Raw genomic sequence first — 16,851 nt, forward strand, 5'->3', positions numbered from 1 at the left:
TGAAGGAGGCCGTCGTGAGCGGAGTACGCCCTGGGACGGCGGCGCCCCGCGGTGGTACCGCCTCCCGCGGTGGTGCGGGCGCCCGCGGCGGCACGGGCGCCCGCCCCGGCGGCGCCCGGGGCGCGAACCGGGCGGGCGGCGAGGAGCGCGCCCTGACCAGTGTCGCCGCCGGCGACCGGTTCCACGGCGAGGAGCCCGAGCACACCCCGCGCCTGTGGCACGTCACACTCAGCGTCTCCGGCGCCCGCGCCCCGCTCACCGAGGTGCGCCGGGCGCTCGAACAGCTCGCGCACGACCACCCCTTCCTGCTGACCAGCCGGTACGCCGACGACCACGCGGAGATCCGGTACTGGGAGGAGGCCCGCGACCTGCACGACGCCGCCGCCGTCGCCCTGCGCCTGTGGGGCGAGCACCGGCAGACCGCGGGGCTGCCGCCCTGGGAGATCGTCGGCCTGGAGGTCATCGACCGGGCCACCTACCACCAGCGCATCGCCGCGGGGTACGGCCCGGCACCCGCGACGCCGGTCGGCGTTCACCCGTTTTGACCCCTCTCCCGGCTTATCTCGCGGGATGGGACGGCAGGTGGCCGCCCGGAGCGCGCGCACTACCCTTCCCCCCATGACCACGCTCTCGCCGTACGACTCGATGTCACCCGTCACCCGGGCCGCCTACCGGGCCAAGTCCGCCGCGGCCGACCTCGCGCCGCTGCCGCGGGCCGCCAAGGACGACGCGCTGCTCGCCGTCGCGGACGCGCTGGAGGTCCGTACGAGCGAGATCGTCGAGGCCAACGCCCAGGACGTGGCCAAGGCCCGCGCCGCCGGGACCAGCGAGGCCATCGTCGACCGGCTCACCCTGACCCCGGAGCGGGTCCGCGCCATCGCCTCCGACGTGCGCGACGTGGCCGCGCTGCCCGACCCGGTCGGCGAGGTCGTGCGCGGCTCCACCCTCCCCAACGGCATCGACCTGCGCCAGGTCAGGGTGCCGCTCGGCGTGGTCGGCATCATCTACGAGGGCCGGCCGAACGTGACGGTCGACGCCGCCGCCCTGTGCCTGAAGTCCGGCAACGCGGTGCTGCTGCGCGGCTCCTCCTCCGCCTACCGGTCGAACACCGCCCTGGTCCGGGTGGTCCGCGACGCCGTGGGCGGGGCCGGGCTGCCCGCCGACGCCGTGCAGCTGGTGCCCGGCGAGAGCCGGGAGAGCGTGCGCGAGCTGATGCGGGCCCGCGGCCTGGTCGACGTGCTCATCCCGCGCGGCGGCGCCTCGCTGATCAGCACGGTCGTCCAGGAGTCCACCGTCCCCGTCATCGAGACCGGCACCGGCAACTGCCACGTGTACGTCGACGCGCACGCCGACCTCGACATGGCCGTCGACATCCTGATCAACTCCAAGGCCCAGCGCGTCGGCGTCTGCAACGCCGCCGAGACCCTCCTGGTGCACCAGGACGTCGCCGCCGAGTTCCTGCCCCGCGCGCTGGCCGCACTCGCGGAGGCCGGGGTCACCGTGCACGCCGACGAGCGGGTGATGGCCCACGCCAAGGACTCCGGCGCGAACGTCGTCGAGGCGACCCCCGAGGACTGGGAGACCGAGTACCTGTCGTACGACATCGCGGCCGCCGTCGTGGACTCCCTGGACCGGGCCGTCGAGCACATCCGGCTGTGGACCTCCGGCCACACCGAGGCCATCGTGACCACCTCGCAGCAGGCCGCCCGGCGCTTCACCCAACTGGTCGACTCCACCACCGTCGCGGTGAACACCTCCACCCGCTTCACCGACGGCGGCCAGTTCGGCTTCGGCGCCGAGATCGGCATCTCCACGCAGAAGCTGCACGCCCGGGGCCCCATGGGGCTGCCGGAGCTGACCAGCACGAAGTACATCGTCACCGGCGACGGGCACGTGCGGCGCTGACGGCGGGCGCGGCCGCGGGCGCCCCGGGGGAGGGCCGCGGGCGTACCGATCGGGGCATCTCACCCACCGGATGAATTTCCCCGCCGTCTGCCCAAAACGACCTCCCAGGTCTACTCTGGAGCCGTGCCGGAGGACGTGGGGGGCACGCCGTTCCCGGACGGCAGGGAGCCCGACGACGACCACGACCGCGGGGTGTCGGACGAAGAGTTCGCCTCCGTGGTCTTCGACGAGGCCTTCGTACGGGCGGCCGCGGTGCACGAGCCGACCGCCGTCGAGCGCCTCCTGGCCGCCGCGCAGGCCAGAGCCGAGGCCACCGAGGCGGAGGCCGCCCGCCGAGGCCGCAGCAGAGCCGATCGCTACGACGACGGGTACGGCGATTTCGGCCATGATCCCGACCTCGACGACCCGGACGACGACCGCGACCTCCTCGACCGCCCCTACGGCGCTCCCGCGGCCTACGGCAAGCAGGTCCGCTGGCACCGTCCCGTCGCCTGGCTGCTCGCCCTCGCGATGGGCATCGGCATGGTCGCACTGGCCTTCGTGGCCGTCTACCGGGGCGCGTCCTCGGGCGGCGGCACGCAGCAGGTCCCGCCCCCCGCCTCCACCCGCCCGGAGCAGGGCGGCACCGCGACCCCCTCGGCCTCCGCCGACTACTCCCAGCCGGCCGTCTCGGTGATCCCGCGCAGCCCCTGAGCTGCCCTCCGGGGGGCCGGCAAGCTGTCCCAACTTGACCTGTGGCGGCGCGTTTACGCGACCTTCCGCAGACCCACTCTGAAGGTATGGCAGGGCTTGGCGGTCCGCCCGGAGGAACGCCCGAGGGCGGCCCCGGAGGCGGAGAGGACGAGTACCGATCCGTCGTCTTCGACGAGTCGTTCGTGCGCGCTGCCCGGCTCCAGGAGTTCTCCGCCCAGGAGCGCATCACCGACCACGCGCCCGCCGTACGCCGCCGCCCGCCCCTGCGCCGGGCCGGACTGTCCCGGCAGGCGCTGATCCTCGTCCTGCTGATAGCCGTGGCCTTCGGCACCGCCATCTACATGGGCGTACGGCACCCCTACCAGAGCTCCACCGGGCAGCGGGCCGCCGAGCCGGTGCGGATGACCGTCGTCCCGCTCGCCCCGCGGGAGCGGGTGCCCGGCGCCGACGACGCCGCGTTCCTGTACGCGCACAGCCCCGCCGCGCACTTCAGGACCGCGGCCCAGGGCATCCCGCTGCCGGGCGCCCGGCGCACGGCGCACTTCTCCGAGGACCAGGTGTTCAACGCGCTCACCACCGCCAAGAACTACATCGTCCGCTCGGCGCTCGACCCGGAGGTGCTCGGCGGCGAGGAGGTGCGCTCGGTGCGGGTGCTGCTGGACCCGGACCAGCTCCGCCAGTTCGACGAGAGCTTCGAGAAACCCGCCTCCGACGGCCGGCACACCCCCACGGGGTGGCTGGTCCGCTTCGACCCGGCCCGGGCCGAGCTGGCCGACCCGGAGATCCGGGTGGACGGGAGCCTGCGGGTCGTGGAGAGCGACGCGAGCACCCTGGAGGTCACCGCCGACCACACCATGGTGTACGCGCTGCGACCGGCCGACGACGCCCGGGGCGAGGTGTCGCTGTTCACCCTCCGGCGCGAGCTGCACTTCCGCTTCGACCGGGACGACCTGCGGCTGCACCAGACCCGGCTCGTAGCCTCCTACGTCCGGGCCGGGCCGCTGTCCTGCGCCGAGGACGCGGCGAACCACCTCCGTCCGCTGCTGGCCGGCCAGGAGGCGGGGGCCGGCGTCCCGGCCGGCACCGACCCGTACACCTCGGACAGCGCCACGGCGCTGTGCGGCAGCCTCGCGGAGAACGCCCGGCCGAAGGTGTGAGCGCGGGACAGGACGCGGTCAGGCGCCGTCGCGCGGCGACCCGTCCCGGGGAGACTCCGGACCGTCACCGCCGGGTCCCTCGGATCCCTCGGGCCCCTCGGACTCCCCGGGTCCCCCGGGTCCCTCGGATCCGCCCGGCCCCTGCGCCGGCCCGCCGTCGTCCTTGGGCGGCCTCGGCTGGGAGCCCGTGAAGCCGCCGAAGCCCCGCCGCATCCGGTCACCGAGGTCACCGGCGCCGCCCGCGATGTCGTTGACCAGCTTCATCAGCGGGTCCTTGGAGCTGCGCACATGCGTGGCGTAGTGGGACGCCGACTCCCGGAAGGAGTCCCGCACCGAGGTGTCCTTGTCCTCGTCGCGGCGCGGGTAGTGGCCGTCCATGGTCCGCTGGTAGTCCCGGGAGGCCGCCCACTTCTTCAGCTCGGCGGCCCGCACGGTGGTGAAGGGGTGCGAGCGGGGCAGCACGTTCAGGATCTTCAGCACCGAGTCGCGCAGGTCGCCGCCCGCCTCGTACTCCTCGGCCTGCTCCAGGAACGCGTCCACGTTCATCTCGTGCAGGTGGTTGCCGCCCGCGATCTTCATCAGGCCCCGCATGGAGGCCTGGAGGTCCTGGCCGACCAGCAGTCCCGCGCGGTCGGCGGACAGCTCCGACTTGCGGAACCACTCGCGCAGCGCGGTCACGATCGCCATGATCGCCACGTTGCCCAGCGGGATCCAGGCGACCCGGACGGCGAGGGAGGTCAGGAAGAGCAGGATCGTCCGGTAGACCGCGTGCCCGGACAGGGCGTGCCCCACCTCGTGCCCGACGACCGCCCGCATCTCCTCCTCGTCGAGCAGCTCGACCAGGCCCGTGGTGACGACGATGATCGGCTCGTCCAGGCCGATGCACATCGCGTTCGGCACCGGGTCCTGGTTGACGTACATCGGGGGGACCTTCTCCAGGTCCAGGATGTAGCAGGCGTCGCGCAGCATGACGTTCAGATGGGCGAACTGCCGGTCCGAGACGCGCACCGAGTCGGACAGGAACAGCAGCCTCAGGCTCCGCTCGGGCAGCAGACCGCTCAGCGCCTTGAAGACCGTGTCGAAGCCGCTCAGCTTGCGCAGCGCCACCAGGGCACTGCGGTCGGCCGGATGCTCGTACGCCCGCGAGGAGATCCCGGGGAAGCGCCTGCGCTGCCTGCTCGGCACGTTCTCGTGCCCGTTGTGGTGGCCGTCGGACATCTCTTCCCCCATGCGCGTATGTGTGACCTGGACGTACGTATGGTCTTTGCGAACCCTTGTGCGGCCCTTTGCGCCCCCCGAGCCGGGCCCAGCCTAGGCGGAGATACCGTGGACGGGCAGTACGTCGAAGGAGTCCACGCCATGCAGCACATCCCCCACACCGACTGGCTCGCCGGGGCCGCGACCGCCGCCGAGCAGCAGGGGCCGGGGAATCTGCTCCGGATCGTCCTGATCGTGATGGTGGTGGGCTGTGTGCTGACCGCGTGGTTCCTGCTGCGGGGGTACAAGCAGAAGGACGACTGAGGAGACCCGAAGGTTCCCCGGTCGCCCCGGTCCTCGCGCGCCCGCATACGATGAGCGGACGTCTTGTCCCGCCCACACCGGATAGGTCCTGCCGAAGATGAGCCTTCCCCTCAGCGCCGCCCAGTTCGTCACCCTCGCCGCCGAGGGCGGCGAGGAGCACGGCGGCAACCACGAGAGCCTCAGCCCCTACGTCACCGGCATCGGCGCGTTCGTCATCCTGCTGCTCCTGCTGTGGATCACCACCCGGTTCAACCGCGACCGCTGAGCCCGCGGCTCCGTGGGCGCGACCGGGTCACTCCGGGCGGGCCGGTAGGGTCTGCTCGCATGGGAGAGCACGACACGCCTACCGGCCCGGCGCACGCGCCGGCGCGCGGCACGCAGAACGCGGTGCCCGCCCGCGCCACCGGTCCGGTCCAGGGCCCGGTGGACGGTCCGGCCGACGGCCCGTCGGCCGGCAAGCGACGCCTGGGCGTCATGGGCGGCACCTTCGACCCGATCCACCACGGCCACCTCGTGGCCGCCAGCGAGGTCGCCGCGCAGTTCCAGCTCGACGAGGTGGTGTTCGTGCCGACCGGGCAGCCGTGGCAGAAGAGCCACCGCGCGGTCTCCGCGGCCGAGGACCGCTATCTGATGACGGTCGTCGCGACCGTCGAGAACCCGCAGTTCTCCGTCAGCCGCATCGACATCGACCGCGGCGGCCCCACCTACACCGTCGACACCCTGCGCGACCTGCGCGCCCTCAACCCGGACGCGGACCTGTTCTTCATCACCGGGGCCGACGCCCTCGCCCAGATCCTCACCTGGCGCGACAGCGAGGAGCTGTTCTCCCTCGCCCACTTCATCGGCGTCACCCGGCCCGGCCACACCCTCACGGACGCCGGACTCCCCAAGGGCGGCGTCTCGCTGGTCGAGGTCCCCGCCCTCGCCATCTCCTCCACGGACTGCCGTGCGAGAGTCGCCAAGGGCGATCCCGTCTGGTACCTGGTGCCCGACGGAGTCGTGCGCTATATCGACAAACGCCACCTGTACCGCGGCGAGTGAGCCGAGAGGGGCACCGGTGAACGACGGATACGACCCGGGACACGGCGACGACCAGTACGAACTCGTCGGCTACGACGAGTACGGCCGCCCCGTGTACCGCCAGGCACAGGGACAGGCACAGGGACAGGGCCACGCCCAGCCCGGCCACCAGCAGCAACAGCAGTACGACCCGTACGCGCAGCAGCAGGGGCAGGGGCAGCAGGGGCAGCAGGGGCAGCCCTACGGACAGTCCGGGCAGCACTACGGACAGCCGGGGCAGCAGTACGGGCAGCAGCAGGGCTACGGCCAGCAGGGCTACGGGGGCTACGGCTACGACCCGTACGCCACCGGCAGCCGGCAGCCCGTCCAGCAGCCCTACGACCCCTACGGCTCCCAGGGCGGCTACGACACTGGTCAGCAGCCCGCGCAGCCGCCGTACGACCCGTACGGCCGGGCCGCGACCAGTGGCCCGCAGCCCCGGGTCGCCGAGCAGACCGCCCACATCCCGCAGCAGGCGGGCCCGCCCGAGGAGCGGGAGCGCACGGACCCCGCCGAGGCGGCCGAACCCGGCGGGGACTACCGCACCGAGCAGTTCGCCTTCGTGGAGGAGCCGGCCGGCGACTCCGAGGACGTCATCGACTGGATGAAGTTCACGGAGAACCGCACCGAGCGCCGCGAGGAGGCCCGCAGGCGCGCCCGCTCGCGCATCGTCGCCCTGGTCGTCGTGCTGGCGCTGGTCGCGGTCGGCGGCGTCGGCTACCTCTGGTACGCGGGGAAGCTGCCCGGCCTGTCCTCCTCCGACGACAAGACCGGCGGCACCACCACGGCCGGCGCCCAGAAGCGCGACGTGATCGCCGTCCACCTGCACGACACCAAGGGCGGCGGCACCTCCACCGCGCTGCTGGTGAACAACACCACCACCAAGCAGGGCACCGCCGTGCTGGTGCCCAACGCGCTCGCCCTGACCGGCGACGACGGCAGCACCACCACGCTCGCCAAGTCCGTCGACGACGAGGGCCCCGACGCCACCCGCACCGCCCTCGACTCCGCCCTCGGCACCGACATCGAGGGCACCTGGCGGCTGGACACGCCCTACCTCCAGATCCTCGTCGACCTGGTCGGCAACATCGACGTCGACACCGACACCGACGTCCCCGACCCGGAGTCCAAGGACAAGGGCGCGGCCCCCCTCGTGCACAAGGGCGAGGGCCAGACCCTCAGCGGCAAGATGGCCGTCGCCTACGCCACCTACAGCGCCAAGGGCGAGGAGGCCAACGCCCAGCTGCAGCGGTTCGGGCAGGTCATGCAGGGCGTGCTCCGCAAGATGTCCTCCGATCCGCAGGGCGCGACGACCACCGTCCAGACCCTCGGGCTGATCCTCGACCCGCCGCTGACCGAGAACGACCTCGGCACCTTCCTCGCGGGGCTCTCCGACCGCGCCAAGGGCGGCGACTTCAAGACCGCGCTGCTGCCCGTCCAGGACGACGGCTCGCTCAGCGCCGAAGCAAGTGACAGCGTCGTCAAGGACGTCCTCGGCGGCACCGCCAAGAGCCCCGACAAGGACGCGGCCGTCAGCGTCTCCGTCCGCAACGCCACCGGCGAGGAGGACCGCACCGGCAAGGCCCGCGTCGTCCTCCTCAACGGCGGCTTCACCTTCGTGTCGGGCGGCACCGCCTCCGGCACCGAGGCCACCTCGGAGGTCGTCTACGCGGAGGCCGCCGACAAGGAGAACGCCGTCCAGGTCGCCAAGACCCTGGGCCTGCCCACCGACTCCGTCTCCCAGGGGAAGGTCTCCGCGAACGCGCGGGTCTCGGTGGTGCTCGGGCAGGACTACAAGCCGGCGTCGTAGGGGGCGGAGCGCGGCGGACGGTTTTCCGCGTGGGCCCGTGTCGGCGGTCGTGAGACCCTTGAGGTCAACCGACCGCCGACCCGAAAGCCAGGCAGTGACCGCGACCGACCGCTCCATCGAACTCATCAACGCCGCCGCCCAGGCGGCGGCCGACAAGCTCGCGCACGACATCATCGCCTACGACGTCAGCGACGTGCTGTCGATCACGGACGCCTTCCTGCTGGCCTCCGCGCCCAACGACCGCCAGGTCAAGTCGATCGTCGACGAGATCGAGGAGCGGCTGAACAAGGAGCTGGGCGCCAAGCCGGTGCGCCGCGAGGGCGACCGCGAGGCCCGCTGGGTCCTGCTCGACTACGTCGACATCGTCGTCCACGTCCAGCACAGCGAGGAGCGCGTCTTCTACGCCCTGGAGCGGCTGTGGAAGGACTGCCCCGAGCTGGAGCTGCCCGCCGACGCCAAGGAGACCCGCGGCAAGGCGGAGGAGCACGCGAAGCTCCAGGCCGCCGAGGAGGCGACGCGCACCGACGAGGACTGGCGATGAGCGCCACCGGCGAGGTGACGGCGGGCAGGCCGGGCCGCGGCCGCCGCGTCATCCTGTGGCGGCACGGCCAGACCGCGTGGAACGTGGAGCGCCGCTTCCAGGGCAGCACGGACGTCGCGCTGACCGGGACCGGCGTGAACCAGGCCCGCCGCGCGGCCGGGCTGCTCCTGCACCTGAGGCCCGACGCGATCGTCGCCTCCGACCTCGCGCGCGCCGCGGACACGGCCGCCGAGCTGTCCGTACTTACCGGCCTCGAGGTGACCCTGGAGGAGGGCCTGCGGGAGACCTACGCGGGCGTCTGGCAGGGCCTGACCCACGACGAGATCATCGCCACGCACGGCGACGAGTACGCGGCCTGGAAGCGCGGCGAGCCCGTGCGCCGCGGCGGCGGCGAGCTGGAGACCGAGGTCGCCGACCGCGCCGCCCCCGTGGTGCTCCGGCACGCCGAGAAGCTCCCCGAGGACGGCACCCTCGTCGTGGTCAGCCACGGCGGCACGATCCGCACCACCATCGGCCGCCTGCTCGGCCTGGAACCGCACAGCTGGGAGAGCCTCGGCGGCCTGACCAACTGCTGCTGGTCCGTGCTTGGCGAGGGCGCCCGCGGCTGGCGCCTGCTGGAGCACAACGCCGGCACACTGCCGGAACCGGTGATCGGCGACGACGTCTGAACGGCGATTTCACTTTCCGGCAGGTCGCAGGCTAAAGTTCTTCTTGTTCGCCCCGCCGAGCGGAGCGGACGAGGAGCAGGACCATGCGACTCGGGTCGCGTGGCACCAGGGGCTATAGCTCAGTTGGTAGAGCGCCTGCATGGCATGCAGGAGGTCAGGAGTTCAATTCTCCTTAGCTCCACAACCCACGGACGAATCCCGTCCCCTTCGGGGGGCGGGATTTTTCGTCTCCGCCCGCTTGAGCACCATGCGCCCCACAGGCGTATACGTCGGTGGAACTCCGTGTCCGGACCGGTACTGAGGCGTCGCTGACCGGGTCGGCCCGGCCGTGGCAGAATCAAACGGCCGGAAGGGGACCGCGGCCCGACGGGAGGGAGTGGCGATGCCTGGGAGCATCCTCGAGGAGGTCGGTCACCTCCTCGGCGGAGCGATGGCAAGGAACACGGTCACCCGCCTCAGCTGCCCTTCCTGCGGTTCCGGTCATGTGGCCCAAGTCCTCGGCGACAACGGCGGAATCTCTTACGTGTGCACGGCCTGCGGCCACAGCTGGAGCTGATCGATGGGTGCACACAGGCGGAAGTGCGACTGGTGCGGCAGCGGCACGCCCATCGTGCGCGACATGGAGCCGGTCAACCCGGACTACCAGTACTGGTGCGAGGAATGCGCGCGGGCGCTGATCATAAAGGGCGACCCCATCGAGACGTACCGCGAACTCGAGGGCGAGCCGATCTACGGCCGGCTCCTCGAGGAGCACTGCACGCTCAAACGCTTCTACTCGTTCGTGACGGCATAGGGCGAACGGGACGGAACGGAAACGATTTGGTGTTCGCCCCGGTGGACCGTGTAATGTTGGCGTCGCCGCCGGGGAGACCGGGCGGATGAAGGACAAGGGGCTATAGCTCAGTTGGTAGAGCGCCTGCATGGCATGCAGGAGGTCAGGAGTTCAATTCTCCTTAGCTCCACAGTTCGATGAAACCCCCCGGATCCCTGATCCGGGGGGTTTCCGCGTCCGCGGCCTCAGCGGCCGAGCGCCCGGCGGCCCCGGCCCTGGCCCTGGGACAGCACCGGAAGGCTGGTGTGCGGGGCCGGCGCCTGCCCGCGGGTGTCCTCCTCGATACGCAGCGCCAGCGCCGGGCAGCGGCGCACCGCCCGCACCGCCTTGGCCTCCGCGAACCGCGGCACCTCGGCCTGCGCGACGGTCGGGAAGCCGTCGGCGCCGAGCTGGAAGACCTCCGGGAGGATGTCCGCGCACAGCCCGTGCCCCCGGCACAGCGTCCAGTCGACGAAGATCTTCTGGCCGCTGGGGCCGTTCCCCCCGCCGCCCGGGATGCCCGTAGGGGCACCGCCGCCCGCCAGGAGCGGCAGGACACCCTCCACGGGCCGACCGCAGCCGTTGCCGAGGACATGGGCGGCCAGGTCGTCCGTGAACGCCTTGACGGTCGACTCCAGGAACATCGCCGAGCCGTCCGGGTGCGAGCAGGCACCGCGCCGCTTCACGTTCCGTGCGACCTGCTTGACCGCCTCCAGGGCGGCCGGACCGCCGCCGTTCAGGATGTCCTCCAGTCCCCGCGCGGCGGCCGGCAGGCCCAGGTAGCAGGGGCCGCACTGGCCGGCGCTCTCCTCGGCCAGCCACTGCGCCACCCGCAGGGACTCGCCCAGCGGGCAGGTGTCCTGACCGATCGGCAGGATCGCGCCCGCGCCGAGCGAGCCGCCCACCTGCTGCAGGGAGTTGCGGGAGACGATCGCCTCGTCGACGGTCGCCGCGTCGATCCACTTGCCGTGGTAGCCGCCGGTCAGCACGCCCTGCGGCACCGGCGGAGCGCCGGCCAGCTGGAGGACGTAGCGCAGCGGCACGCCCGTCGGGACCTCGATCACCATCGGCCGGGCCACCGCGCCGGAGACCGTGAGCATCACGGTGCCCGGCTCGTCGTACAGGCCGGTGTTGCCGTAGCGCTCCGGGCCGATGCGGGCGGCGATGGCCAGCTGGGCGAAGGTCTCGGCGTTGGACAGCAGGGTCGGCGCGCCGCCGACGCCGCTCCTGGAGGCGCTCACCTTGCGGCCGGGCGGGATCGCCGGGCCGCCGTCGATGGAGCGGATCAGCGAGGCCGCCGCACCGGTCACCATGCGCACCGGATTGCGCTGCACGCGCGCGCGGAGGGCGGACCGGCGGCCGTTGCTCAGTCCGCGCTCGGCGAGGGCGGCCTCCATGGAGCGCTGCGTGGACTCGCGGGTGACCCCGATGACGAGGGTGCGGGCGCCCATCGCCTCGGCGCACAGCAGCGCGCCGTCCAGGATCAGGTGCGGGGCACGGTTGATCAGCACCGTGTCCTTGCGGCAGGCCGGTTCGTCCTCGCTGCCGTTGACGACCACGACCGGCCGTACGCCGCGCTTGATCGCCGCCTCGGCGACCGAGCGCAGCTTCTTGTGGAAGGGGAAGCCCGCGCCGCCGCGGCCCTTCAGGCCGATGCGTTCGGAGAGCTGCGCGAGCTGCTCCCCGCCCATCGGTTCGAGCGGGCCGTGCACCTTGAGGTGCATCGGCAGGTCAAGCCGCTCGACAAGGTCGAAGCCCGACGTGAGCTGGGGAAGCCCGACCACGCGGACCTCCGGGACGTCGGGCAGGGCCTCGTTCAATTCAAGCCTCCGGAAGGCGTGTTCCAAGGTTCACCGGAACCCGGTGCGTCGAAGTCGTGGGACGGCGACGGCGCACCGGGGGTTGGTTCAGGGGCGGGACCGCTGTTGTACGTGTCGCTGGGGTAGTACGTGTCGTAGACCGCGTTCGTCTCACGGGTGTCGTACACGTCACTCGAGCCGTAGCCCGAGGCGGGGGGCGCGGAGTACTGCGCGGAGTAGGCCGCGGAGTGGTCCGTCGCCTGTGTGGTGCCGTAGACCGGGATGGTGTGTCCGGTGTCGTTGAGCGGGTCGTAGGCCGACGGGGGTGCCTCGCCGACCGGGGGCGGCGACGGTATGGGCCAGCTGCCCGAGGTGCTGCCGCCGCCGTCCACGACCGGCATCGCCTCGGTGGGCCACAGGTCGGACGGCAGCGGGGCGGAGGCGGCCGGGTCGGCCGTCAGCGGCGGCCGGCCCGCGCCCGAGGGACCGGACACGGCACGGTAGGCCGCCGCGAAGCCGCTCGGGGGCTCCGGCGCGGTGAGGCGCTCCGCGGGTTCGTACAGCGGGGCCGACGGGGACGCGCCGCGTGACCGGGACCGCCCGGCGCTCTCGTAGCCGGGCAGGGCGGCGGTGGCCCTCGGCCGGCTCTCCGCCGCCTCCTCGTCCTCCTCGCGGGCGGGCCGCTCCCCGGTCCCGAGGAGGCCGGCGATCCGGTCGGCGACCTTGCGCTTGACCGGGCGGGGCGCCGCGCGCAGCGCCAGGGCCGCCGTGACGCCGACCACGGACAGGGCGTACAGGACCACGAAGACCGGCTTCGCGGCGCGACCCGCGTAGAGCCCGTGCAGCAGGGCCAGGCACCACGCCGGATAGGCCAGCATGTGCATGGCCCGCCAGCGGGCCGCCACCGGGGCCGGGGAGGCGAAGCGGTTGCGCAGGGCCCCGGTGACCCCCACGAAGATCATGAGCATGCTGGCCAGGGTGCCGAAGCCGATGAGGACGGCCCGGCCGCCGAACGCCTCGTCCTCCGTGGCCAGGAGCCCGAACGGGAGGACCGCGGCGACCCAGGTGGTGTGGTCCAGGACCAGTTTGACCACGATGTGCACCAGCAGGAAGACGACCGAGGCGACCGCGGTGACCCGGTGCACCGCCTGGGCCAGGATCCGCTGCCGGGTGTCGAGGACGATCCGGTCCTGGGCGAGCAGACCCCAGATCACCGAGCAGCTGAGGAAGACGAGGGAGAGGACGCCGGCGCCGAAGTCCAGGAACTGGGCGAAGGTGTCGTCCACCGTGCTGTCGTTCGTCACCACGACAGGCCTCCCCACGTCAGGGACGTGAGGGGAGGCGGCGGACTGGTGTCGCGAGGGTGGATCGGGGGAGGGTTCATGGGGGCAACTCCGGAGCGGTTCGGGAAAGCGGTCCCGCTGCCGCACTCTAAGTGGCGCCATACCCGTGGGTAGGGGGTTTGAGTTATTGCGTTGTTATCAAATGACGGCGCACTCGTGCTGGTGTCCCTTAGCGGTTGTTACGCGAAGTAACCTTTGACCTTGGTTCAGGTTCGCCTCCGTTTTCCGGTTGCCGGGCCCCGGAATCCGGTCGGCCGCGCCTGGCGCGGAAGCCCGTCGCGGCCCCCTCGGCGACTGCGGTACCCTGACGCCATGCGTGCCGTACGCCTTCTGCTTAGCGAGCCGCGCTGATCAGTCCCGACCCCGGCCGTAGCCCGGTGGCCGGAATCGGCGCGGCGTCCCCTCCTGTGCGAGGGGATTTTTCATTTCCCGGCCCTCGCAGCCGCTGGTCATGAAGGTCGCAGCCGCTGGCAGAGACGATCGATGGAGCTTTGAGGATCATGAGCGAGACGAACCCCGCGGCGAGTGCCCCTGTGTCGGCGGACGCCGCGCCGCACCGCTACACGGCTGCCATGGCCGCCGAGATCGAGGCACGCTGGCAGGACTTCTGGGACGCCGAGGGGACGTACGCCGCGCCGAACCCCAAGGGTGACCTGGCGGGCGACCCGGAGCTGGTCGCCAAGCCCAAGAAGTTCATCATGGACATGTTCCCCTACCCCTCGGGTGCGGGCCTGCACGTCGGCCACCCCCTGGGGTACATCGCCACCGACGTCTTCGCCCGCTTCCAGCGGATGACCGGCCACAACGTCCTGCACACCCTGGGCTTCGACGCCTTCGGCCTGCCCGCCGAGCAGTACGCCGTGCAGACCGGCACGCACCCGCGCGTGTCCACCGAAGCCAACATGAAGAACATGCAGAGCCAGCTGCGCCGGCTGGGCCTGGGCCACGACAAGCGCAGGTCGTTCGCCACGATCGACCCCGAGTACTACAAGTGGACCCAGTGGATCTTCCTGCAGATCTTCAACTCCTGGTACGACGACGAGGCGAAGAAGGCCCGTCCGATCGCCGAGCTGGTCGCGCAGTTCGAGTCCGGTGAGCGGGAGGTCCCGGGCCACGCGGGCCGGGCGTGGAGCAGCCTGAGCGAGGCCGAGCGGGCCGACGTGCTGGGCGAGTACCGCCTGGCCTACGCCTCCGACGCGCCGGTCAACTGGTGCCCCGGACTGGGCACCGTGCTGGCCAACGAGGAGGTCACCGCCGACGGCCGCTCCGAGCGCGGCAACTTCCCCGTCTTCAAGTCCAAGCTGCGCCAGTGGAACATGCGCATCACCGCCTACGCGGACCGGCTGCTGGACGACCTGGACCAGCTGGACTGGCCCGAGGCGATCAAGCTGCAGCAGCGCAACTGGATCGGCCGCTCCGAGGGCGCCCGCGTCGACTTCCCCGTCGACGGCGAGCGCATCACCGTCTTCACCACCCGCCCCGACACCCTGTTCGGCGCGACGTACATGGTGCTGGCGCCCGAGCACCCGCTGGTCGAGAAGTTCACCCCGGACGCCTGGCCCGAGGGCACGCGCGACGCGTGGACCGGCGGCCACGCCACCCCGACCGAGGCCGTCGCCGCCTACCGCGCGCAGGCCGCCTCCAAGTCCGACGTCGAGCGGCAGGCCGAGGCCAAGGACAAGACCGGCGTCTTCATCGGCGCGTACGCCACCAACCCGGTCGACGGCGAGCAGGTCCCGGTCTTCATCGCCGACTACGTGCTGATGGGCTACGGGACCGGCGCCATCATGGCCGTCCCGGCGCACGACTCCCGCGACTTCGAGTTCGCGCGGGCCTTCGAGCTGCCCGTCCGGTGCGTCGTCGAGCCGACGGACGGCCGCGGCACCGACACGTCGACGTGGGACGAGGCCTTCGCCTCCTACGACGCGAAGATCGTGAACTCCTCCGGTACGGACGTCTCCCTGGACGGTCTGGGTGTCGTCGAGGCCAAGGAACGCGTCACCGAGTGGCTGGAGCGCACCGGCGCCGGCGAGGGCACCGTCAACTTCCGCCTGCGCGACTGGCTGTTCAGCCGCCAGCGCTACTGGGGCGAGCCCTTCCCGATCGTCTACGACGAGGACGGCATCGCCCACCCCCTGCCCGCCTCGATGCTGCCGCTGGAACTGCCCGAGGTCGAGGACTACTCCCCGCGCACCTTCGACCCGGACGACGCCGACACCAAGCCCGAGACCCCGCTGTCGCGCAACGAGGACTGGGTCCACGTCACCCTGGACCTGGGCGACGGCCGCGGCCCGCGCAGGTACCGCCGCGAGACCAACACCATGCCCAACTGGGCGGGCTCCTGCTGGTACGAGCTGCGCTACCTGGACCCGCACAACGGCGAGCGGCTGGTCGACCCCGAGATCGAGCAGTACTGGATGGGTCCGCGCGAGGGCCTGCCGCACGGCGGCGTCGACCTGTACGTCGGCGGCGCCGAACACGCCGTGCTGCACCTGCTGTACGCGCGCTTCTGGTCCAAGGTCCTGTTCGACCTGGGGCACGTCTCCTCGGCCGAGCCGTTCCACAAGCTGTTCAACCAGGGCATGATCCAGGCCTACGTCTACCGCGACAGCCGCGGCATCGCGGTGCCCGCCGCCGAGGTGGAGGAGCGCGACGGCGCCTACTTCTACCAGGGCGAGAAGGTCTCCCGGCTGCTGGGCAAGATGGGCAAGTCCCTGAAGAACGCGGTCACCCCCGACGAGATCTGCGCCGAGTACGGCGCCGACACGCTGCGCCTGTACGAGATGGCGATGGGCCCGCTGGACGTGTCCCGGCCGTGGGACACGCGCGCGGTGGTCGGCCAGTTCCGGCTGCTGCAGCGGCTGTGGCGCAACGTCGTCGACGAGGACACCGGCGAGCTGTCCGTGGCCGACGTCGCGGAGGGCGACATCGACGCCGGCACCCTGCGCGCCCTGCACAAGGCCGTCGACGGCGTACGGCAGGACCTGGAGGGCATGCGGTTCAACACCGCCATCGCCAAGGTCACCGAGCTGAACAACCACCTGACCAAGGCCCAGGGACCGGTTCCGCGGTCGGTCGCCGAGCGCCTGGTGCTGCTGGTCGCGCCGCTGGCCCCGCACGTCGCCGAGGAGCTGTGGCGCAAGCTGGGGCACGAGTCCTCCGTCGTCCACGAGGACTTCCCGGTCGCCGACCACGTATACGTCGTCGACGAGACCGTGACCTGCGTCGTCCAGATCAAGGGCAAGGTCAAGGCACGGCTGGAGGTCGCCCCCTCCATCTCCGAGGACGACCTGGAGAAGGCGGCGCTGGCCGACGAGAAGGTCGTGGCCGCGCTGGGCGGGGCCGGGATCCGCAAGGTGATCGTGCGGGCACCGAAGCTGGTGAACATCGTCCCGGCGTAGGCGGTGACCGGGGCGGCTCGGCCGCCCCCTACGGGTCCGGTGCGGGCAGGTTCGGGGTTCTCGCGGAACCCTGGGCCTGCCCGTTGCGTTTACCGTGGAAGGGCGGCACGACGGGTGCCGCGCCGTGGCCGGCCGGCCCGCGG

The 16,851-nt window shown here is 72.1% G+C and carries 15 protein-coding genes and 2 tRNA genes; 14 read left to right on the forward strand and 3 right to left on the reverse strand.

Going from position 1 to position 16,851, the window contains the following annotated elements; genetic code table 11:
• The first annotated feature begins 14 nt into the window (after positions 1-14).
• From ACFV9J_RS26910 to ACFV9J_RS26925, 4 genes are all read left to right on the forward strand, one after another.
• Complete coding sequence (locus ACFV9J_RS26910) at positions 15-545, forward strand: hypothetical protein (protein WP_011028437.1); 531 nt, start codon at positions 15-17, stop codon at positions 543-545.
• Between the two features lie 73 nt (positions 546-618).
• Positions 619-1,905 (forward strand): glutamate-5-semialdehyde dehydrogenase, encoded by a 1,287-nt coding sequence (locus ACFV9J_RS26915; RefSeq protein WP_385358001.1) that lies wholly within the window; start codon positions 619-621, stop codon positions 1,903-1,905.
• Positions 1,906-2,028: 123 nt separating this feature from the next.
• Positions 2,029-2,598: a hypothetical protein gene (locus tag ACFV9J_RS26920; protein ID WP_385358004.1), complete on the forward strand. Its 570-nt coding sequence runs from the start codon at positions 2,029-2,031 to the stop codon at positions 2,596-2,598.
• 86 nt (positions 2,599-2,684) lie between these two features.
• A complete protein-coding gene (locus ACFV9J_RS26925; protein WP_385358006.1) occupies positions 2,685-3,755 on the forward strand; it encodes a hypothetical protein in 1,071 nt (356 codons plus the stop codon).
• A gap of 18 nt (positions 3,756-3,773) precedes the next feature.
• On the opposite strand, the gene ACFV9J_RS26930 is transcribed toward ACFV9J_RS26925, so the two are convergent.
• A complete protein-coding gene (locus tag ACFV9J_RS26930; protein ID WP_385358182.1) occupies positions 3,774-4,973 on the reverse strand; it encodes a M48 family metallopeptidase in 1,200 nt (399 codons plus the stop codon).
• Positions 4,974-5,114: 141 nt separating this feature from the next.
• Between ACFV9J_RS26930 and ACFV9J_RS26935 the strand changes: the two genes are divergently transcribed.
• The 9 genes from ACFV9J_RS26935 (at position 5,115) to ACFV9J_RS26975 (ending at position 10,316) form a co-directional block, all read left to right on the forward strand.
• Complete coding sequence (locus ACFV9J_RS26935; protein WP_385358008.1) at positions 5,115-5,276, forward strand: hypothetical protein; 162 nt, start codon at positions 5,115-5,117, stop codon at positions 5,274-5,276.
• Positions 5,277-5,373: 97 nt separating this feature from the next.
• Entirely contained in the window at positions 5,374-5,541 is a 168-nt protein-coding gene (locus ACFV9J_RS26940) for a hypothetical protein (RefSeq protein WP_003976223.1), read from the forward strand.
• A gap of 59 nt (positions 5,542-5,600) precedes the next feature.
• Positions 5,601-6,317, forward strand: coding sequence for a nicotinate-nucleotide adenylyltransferase (nadD, locus tag ACFV9J_RS26945; RefSeq protein ID WP_385358010.1), 717 nt, complete (start codon positions 5,601-5,603; stop codon positions 6,315-6,317).
• Positions 6,318-6,333: 16 nt separating this feature from the next.
• A complete protein-coding gene (gene pdtA / locus ACFV9J_RS26950; RefSeq protein ID WP_385358012.1) occupies positions 6,334-8,145 on the forward strand; it encodes a polydiglycosylphosphate transferase PdtA in 1,812 nt (603 codons plus the stop codon).
• 94 nt (positions 8,146-8,239) lie between these two features.
• Complete coding sequence (gene rsfS, locus ACFV9J_RS26955) at positions 8,240-8,686, forward strand: ribosome silencing factor (protein WP_052838175.1); 447 nt, start codon at positions 8,240-8,242, stop codon at positions 8,684-8,686.
• Positions 8,683-9,354: a histidine phosphatase family protein gene (locus ACFV9J_RS26960; protein WP_385358015.1), complete on the forward strand. Its 672-nt coding sequence runs from the start codon at positions 8,683-8,685 to the stop codon at positions 9,352-9,354. Before rsfS ends, ACFV9J_RS26960 begins: the two co-directional genes overlap by 4 nt.
• A gap of 108 nt (positions 9,355-9,462) precedes the next feature.
• Positions 9,463-9,535: transfer RNA gene (locus ACFV9J_RS26965), tRNA-Ala, on the forward strand.
• Between the two features lie 378 nt (positions 9,536-9,913).
• The gene (locus ACFV9J_RS26970) at positions 9,914-10,147 is read left to right on the forward strand and encodes a hypothetical protein (RefSeq protein ID WP_003976229.1); all 234 of its coding nucleotides are present in this window, start codon (positions 9,914-9,916) and stop codon (positions 10,145-10,147) included.
• Between the two features lie 96 nt (positions 10,148-10,243).
• Positions 10,244-10,316, forward strand: a tRNA-Ala gene (locus ACFV9J_RS26975).
• A gap of 55 nt (positions 10,317-10,371) precedes the next feature.
• Here ACFV9J_RS26975 and ACFV9J_RS26980 read toward each other — a convergent pair.
• Together ACFV9J_RS26980 and ACFV9J_RS26985 are read right to left on the reverse strand one after the other, a co-directional pair.
• Positions 10,372-11,985: an NADH-ubiquinone oxidoreductase-F iron-sulfur binding region domain-containing protein gene (locus ACFV9J_RS26980; RefSeq protein ID WP_385358018.1), complete on the reverse strand. Its 1,614-nt coding sequence runs from the start codon at positions 11,983-11,985 to the stop codon at positions 10,372-10,374.
• Positions 11,982-13,271, reverse strand: a complete 1,290-nt coding sequence (locus ACFV9J_RS26985) for a cytochrome b/b6 domain-containing protein (RefSeq protein ID WP_385358020.1) — start codon at positions 13,269-13,271, stop codon at positions 11,982-11,984. Before ACFV9J_RS26985 ends, ACFV9J_RS26980 begins: the two co-directional genes overlap by 4 nt.
• 536 nt (positions 13,272-13,807) lie before the next feature.
• Between ACFV9J_RS26985 and leuS the strand changes: the two genes are divergently transcribed.
• Positions 13,808-16,708, forward strand: coding sequence for a leucine--tRNA ligase (gene leuS / locus ACFV9J_RS26990; RefSeq protein WP_385358022.1), 2,901 nt, complete (start codon positions 13,808-13,810; stop codon positions 16,706-16,708).
• Positions 16,709-16,851: the final 143 nt, after the last annotated feature.

The organism is Streptomyces sp. NPDC059906, from assembly GCF_042730645.1.
GTDB lineage: Bacteria > Actinomycetota > Actinomycetes > Streptomycetales > Streptomycetaceae > Streptomyces > Streptomyces rubrogriseus.

What these genes read in the sequence shown, in the direction of transcription:
- ACFV9J_RS26915 (WP_385358001.1), top strand. Translation starts at nt 619, where the DNA reads ATGACCACGCTCTCGCCGTACGACTCGATGTCACCCGTCACCCGGGCC.
- ACFV9J_RS26925 (WP_385358006.1), top strand. Translation starts at nt 2,685, where the DNA reads ATGGCAGGGCTTGGCGGTCCGCCCGGAGGAACGCCCGAGGGCGGCCCC.
- ACFV9J_RS26930 (WP_385358182.1), bottom strand. Translation starts at nt 4,973, where the DNA reads ATGTCCGACGGCCACCACAACGGGCACGAGAACGTGCCGAGCAGGCAG.
- ACFV9J_RS26935 (WP_385358008.1), top strand. Translation starts at nt 5,115, where the DNA reads ATGCAGCACATCCCCCACACCGACTGGCTCGCCGGGGCCGCGACCGCC.
- ACFV9J_RS26940 (WP_003976223.1), top strand. Translation starts at nt 5,374, where the DNA reads ATGAGCCTTCCCCTCAGCGCCGCCCAGTTCGTCACCCTCGCCGCCGAG.
- nadD (WP_385358010.1), top strand. Translation starts at nt 5,601, where the DNA reads ATGGGAGAGCACGACACGCCTACCGGCCCGGCGCACGCGCCGGCGCGC.
- ACFV9J_RS26960 (WP_385358015.1), top strand. Translation starts at nt 8,683, where the DNA reads ATGAGCGCCACCGGCGAGGTGACGGCGGGCAGGCCGGGCCGCGGCCGC.
- ACFV9J_RS26970 (WP_003976229.1), top strand. Translation starts at nt 9,914, where the DNA reads ATGGGTGCACACAGGCGGAAGTGCGACTGGTGCGGCAGCGGCACGCCC.
- leuS (WP_385358022.1), top strand. Translation starts at nt 13,808, where the DNA reads ATGAGCGAGACGAACCCCGCGGCGAGTGCCCCTGTGTCGGCGGACGCC.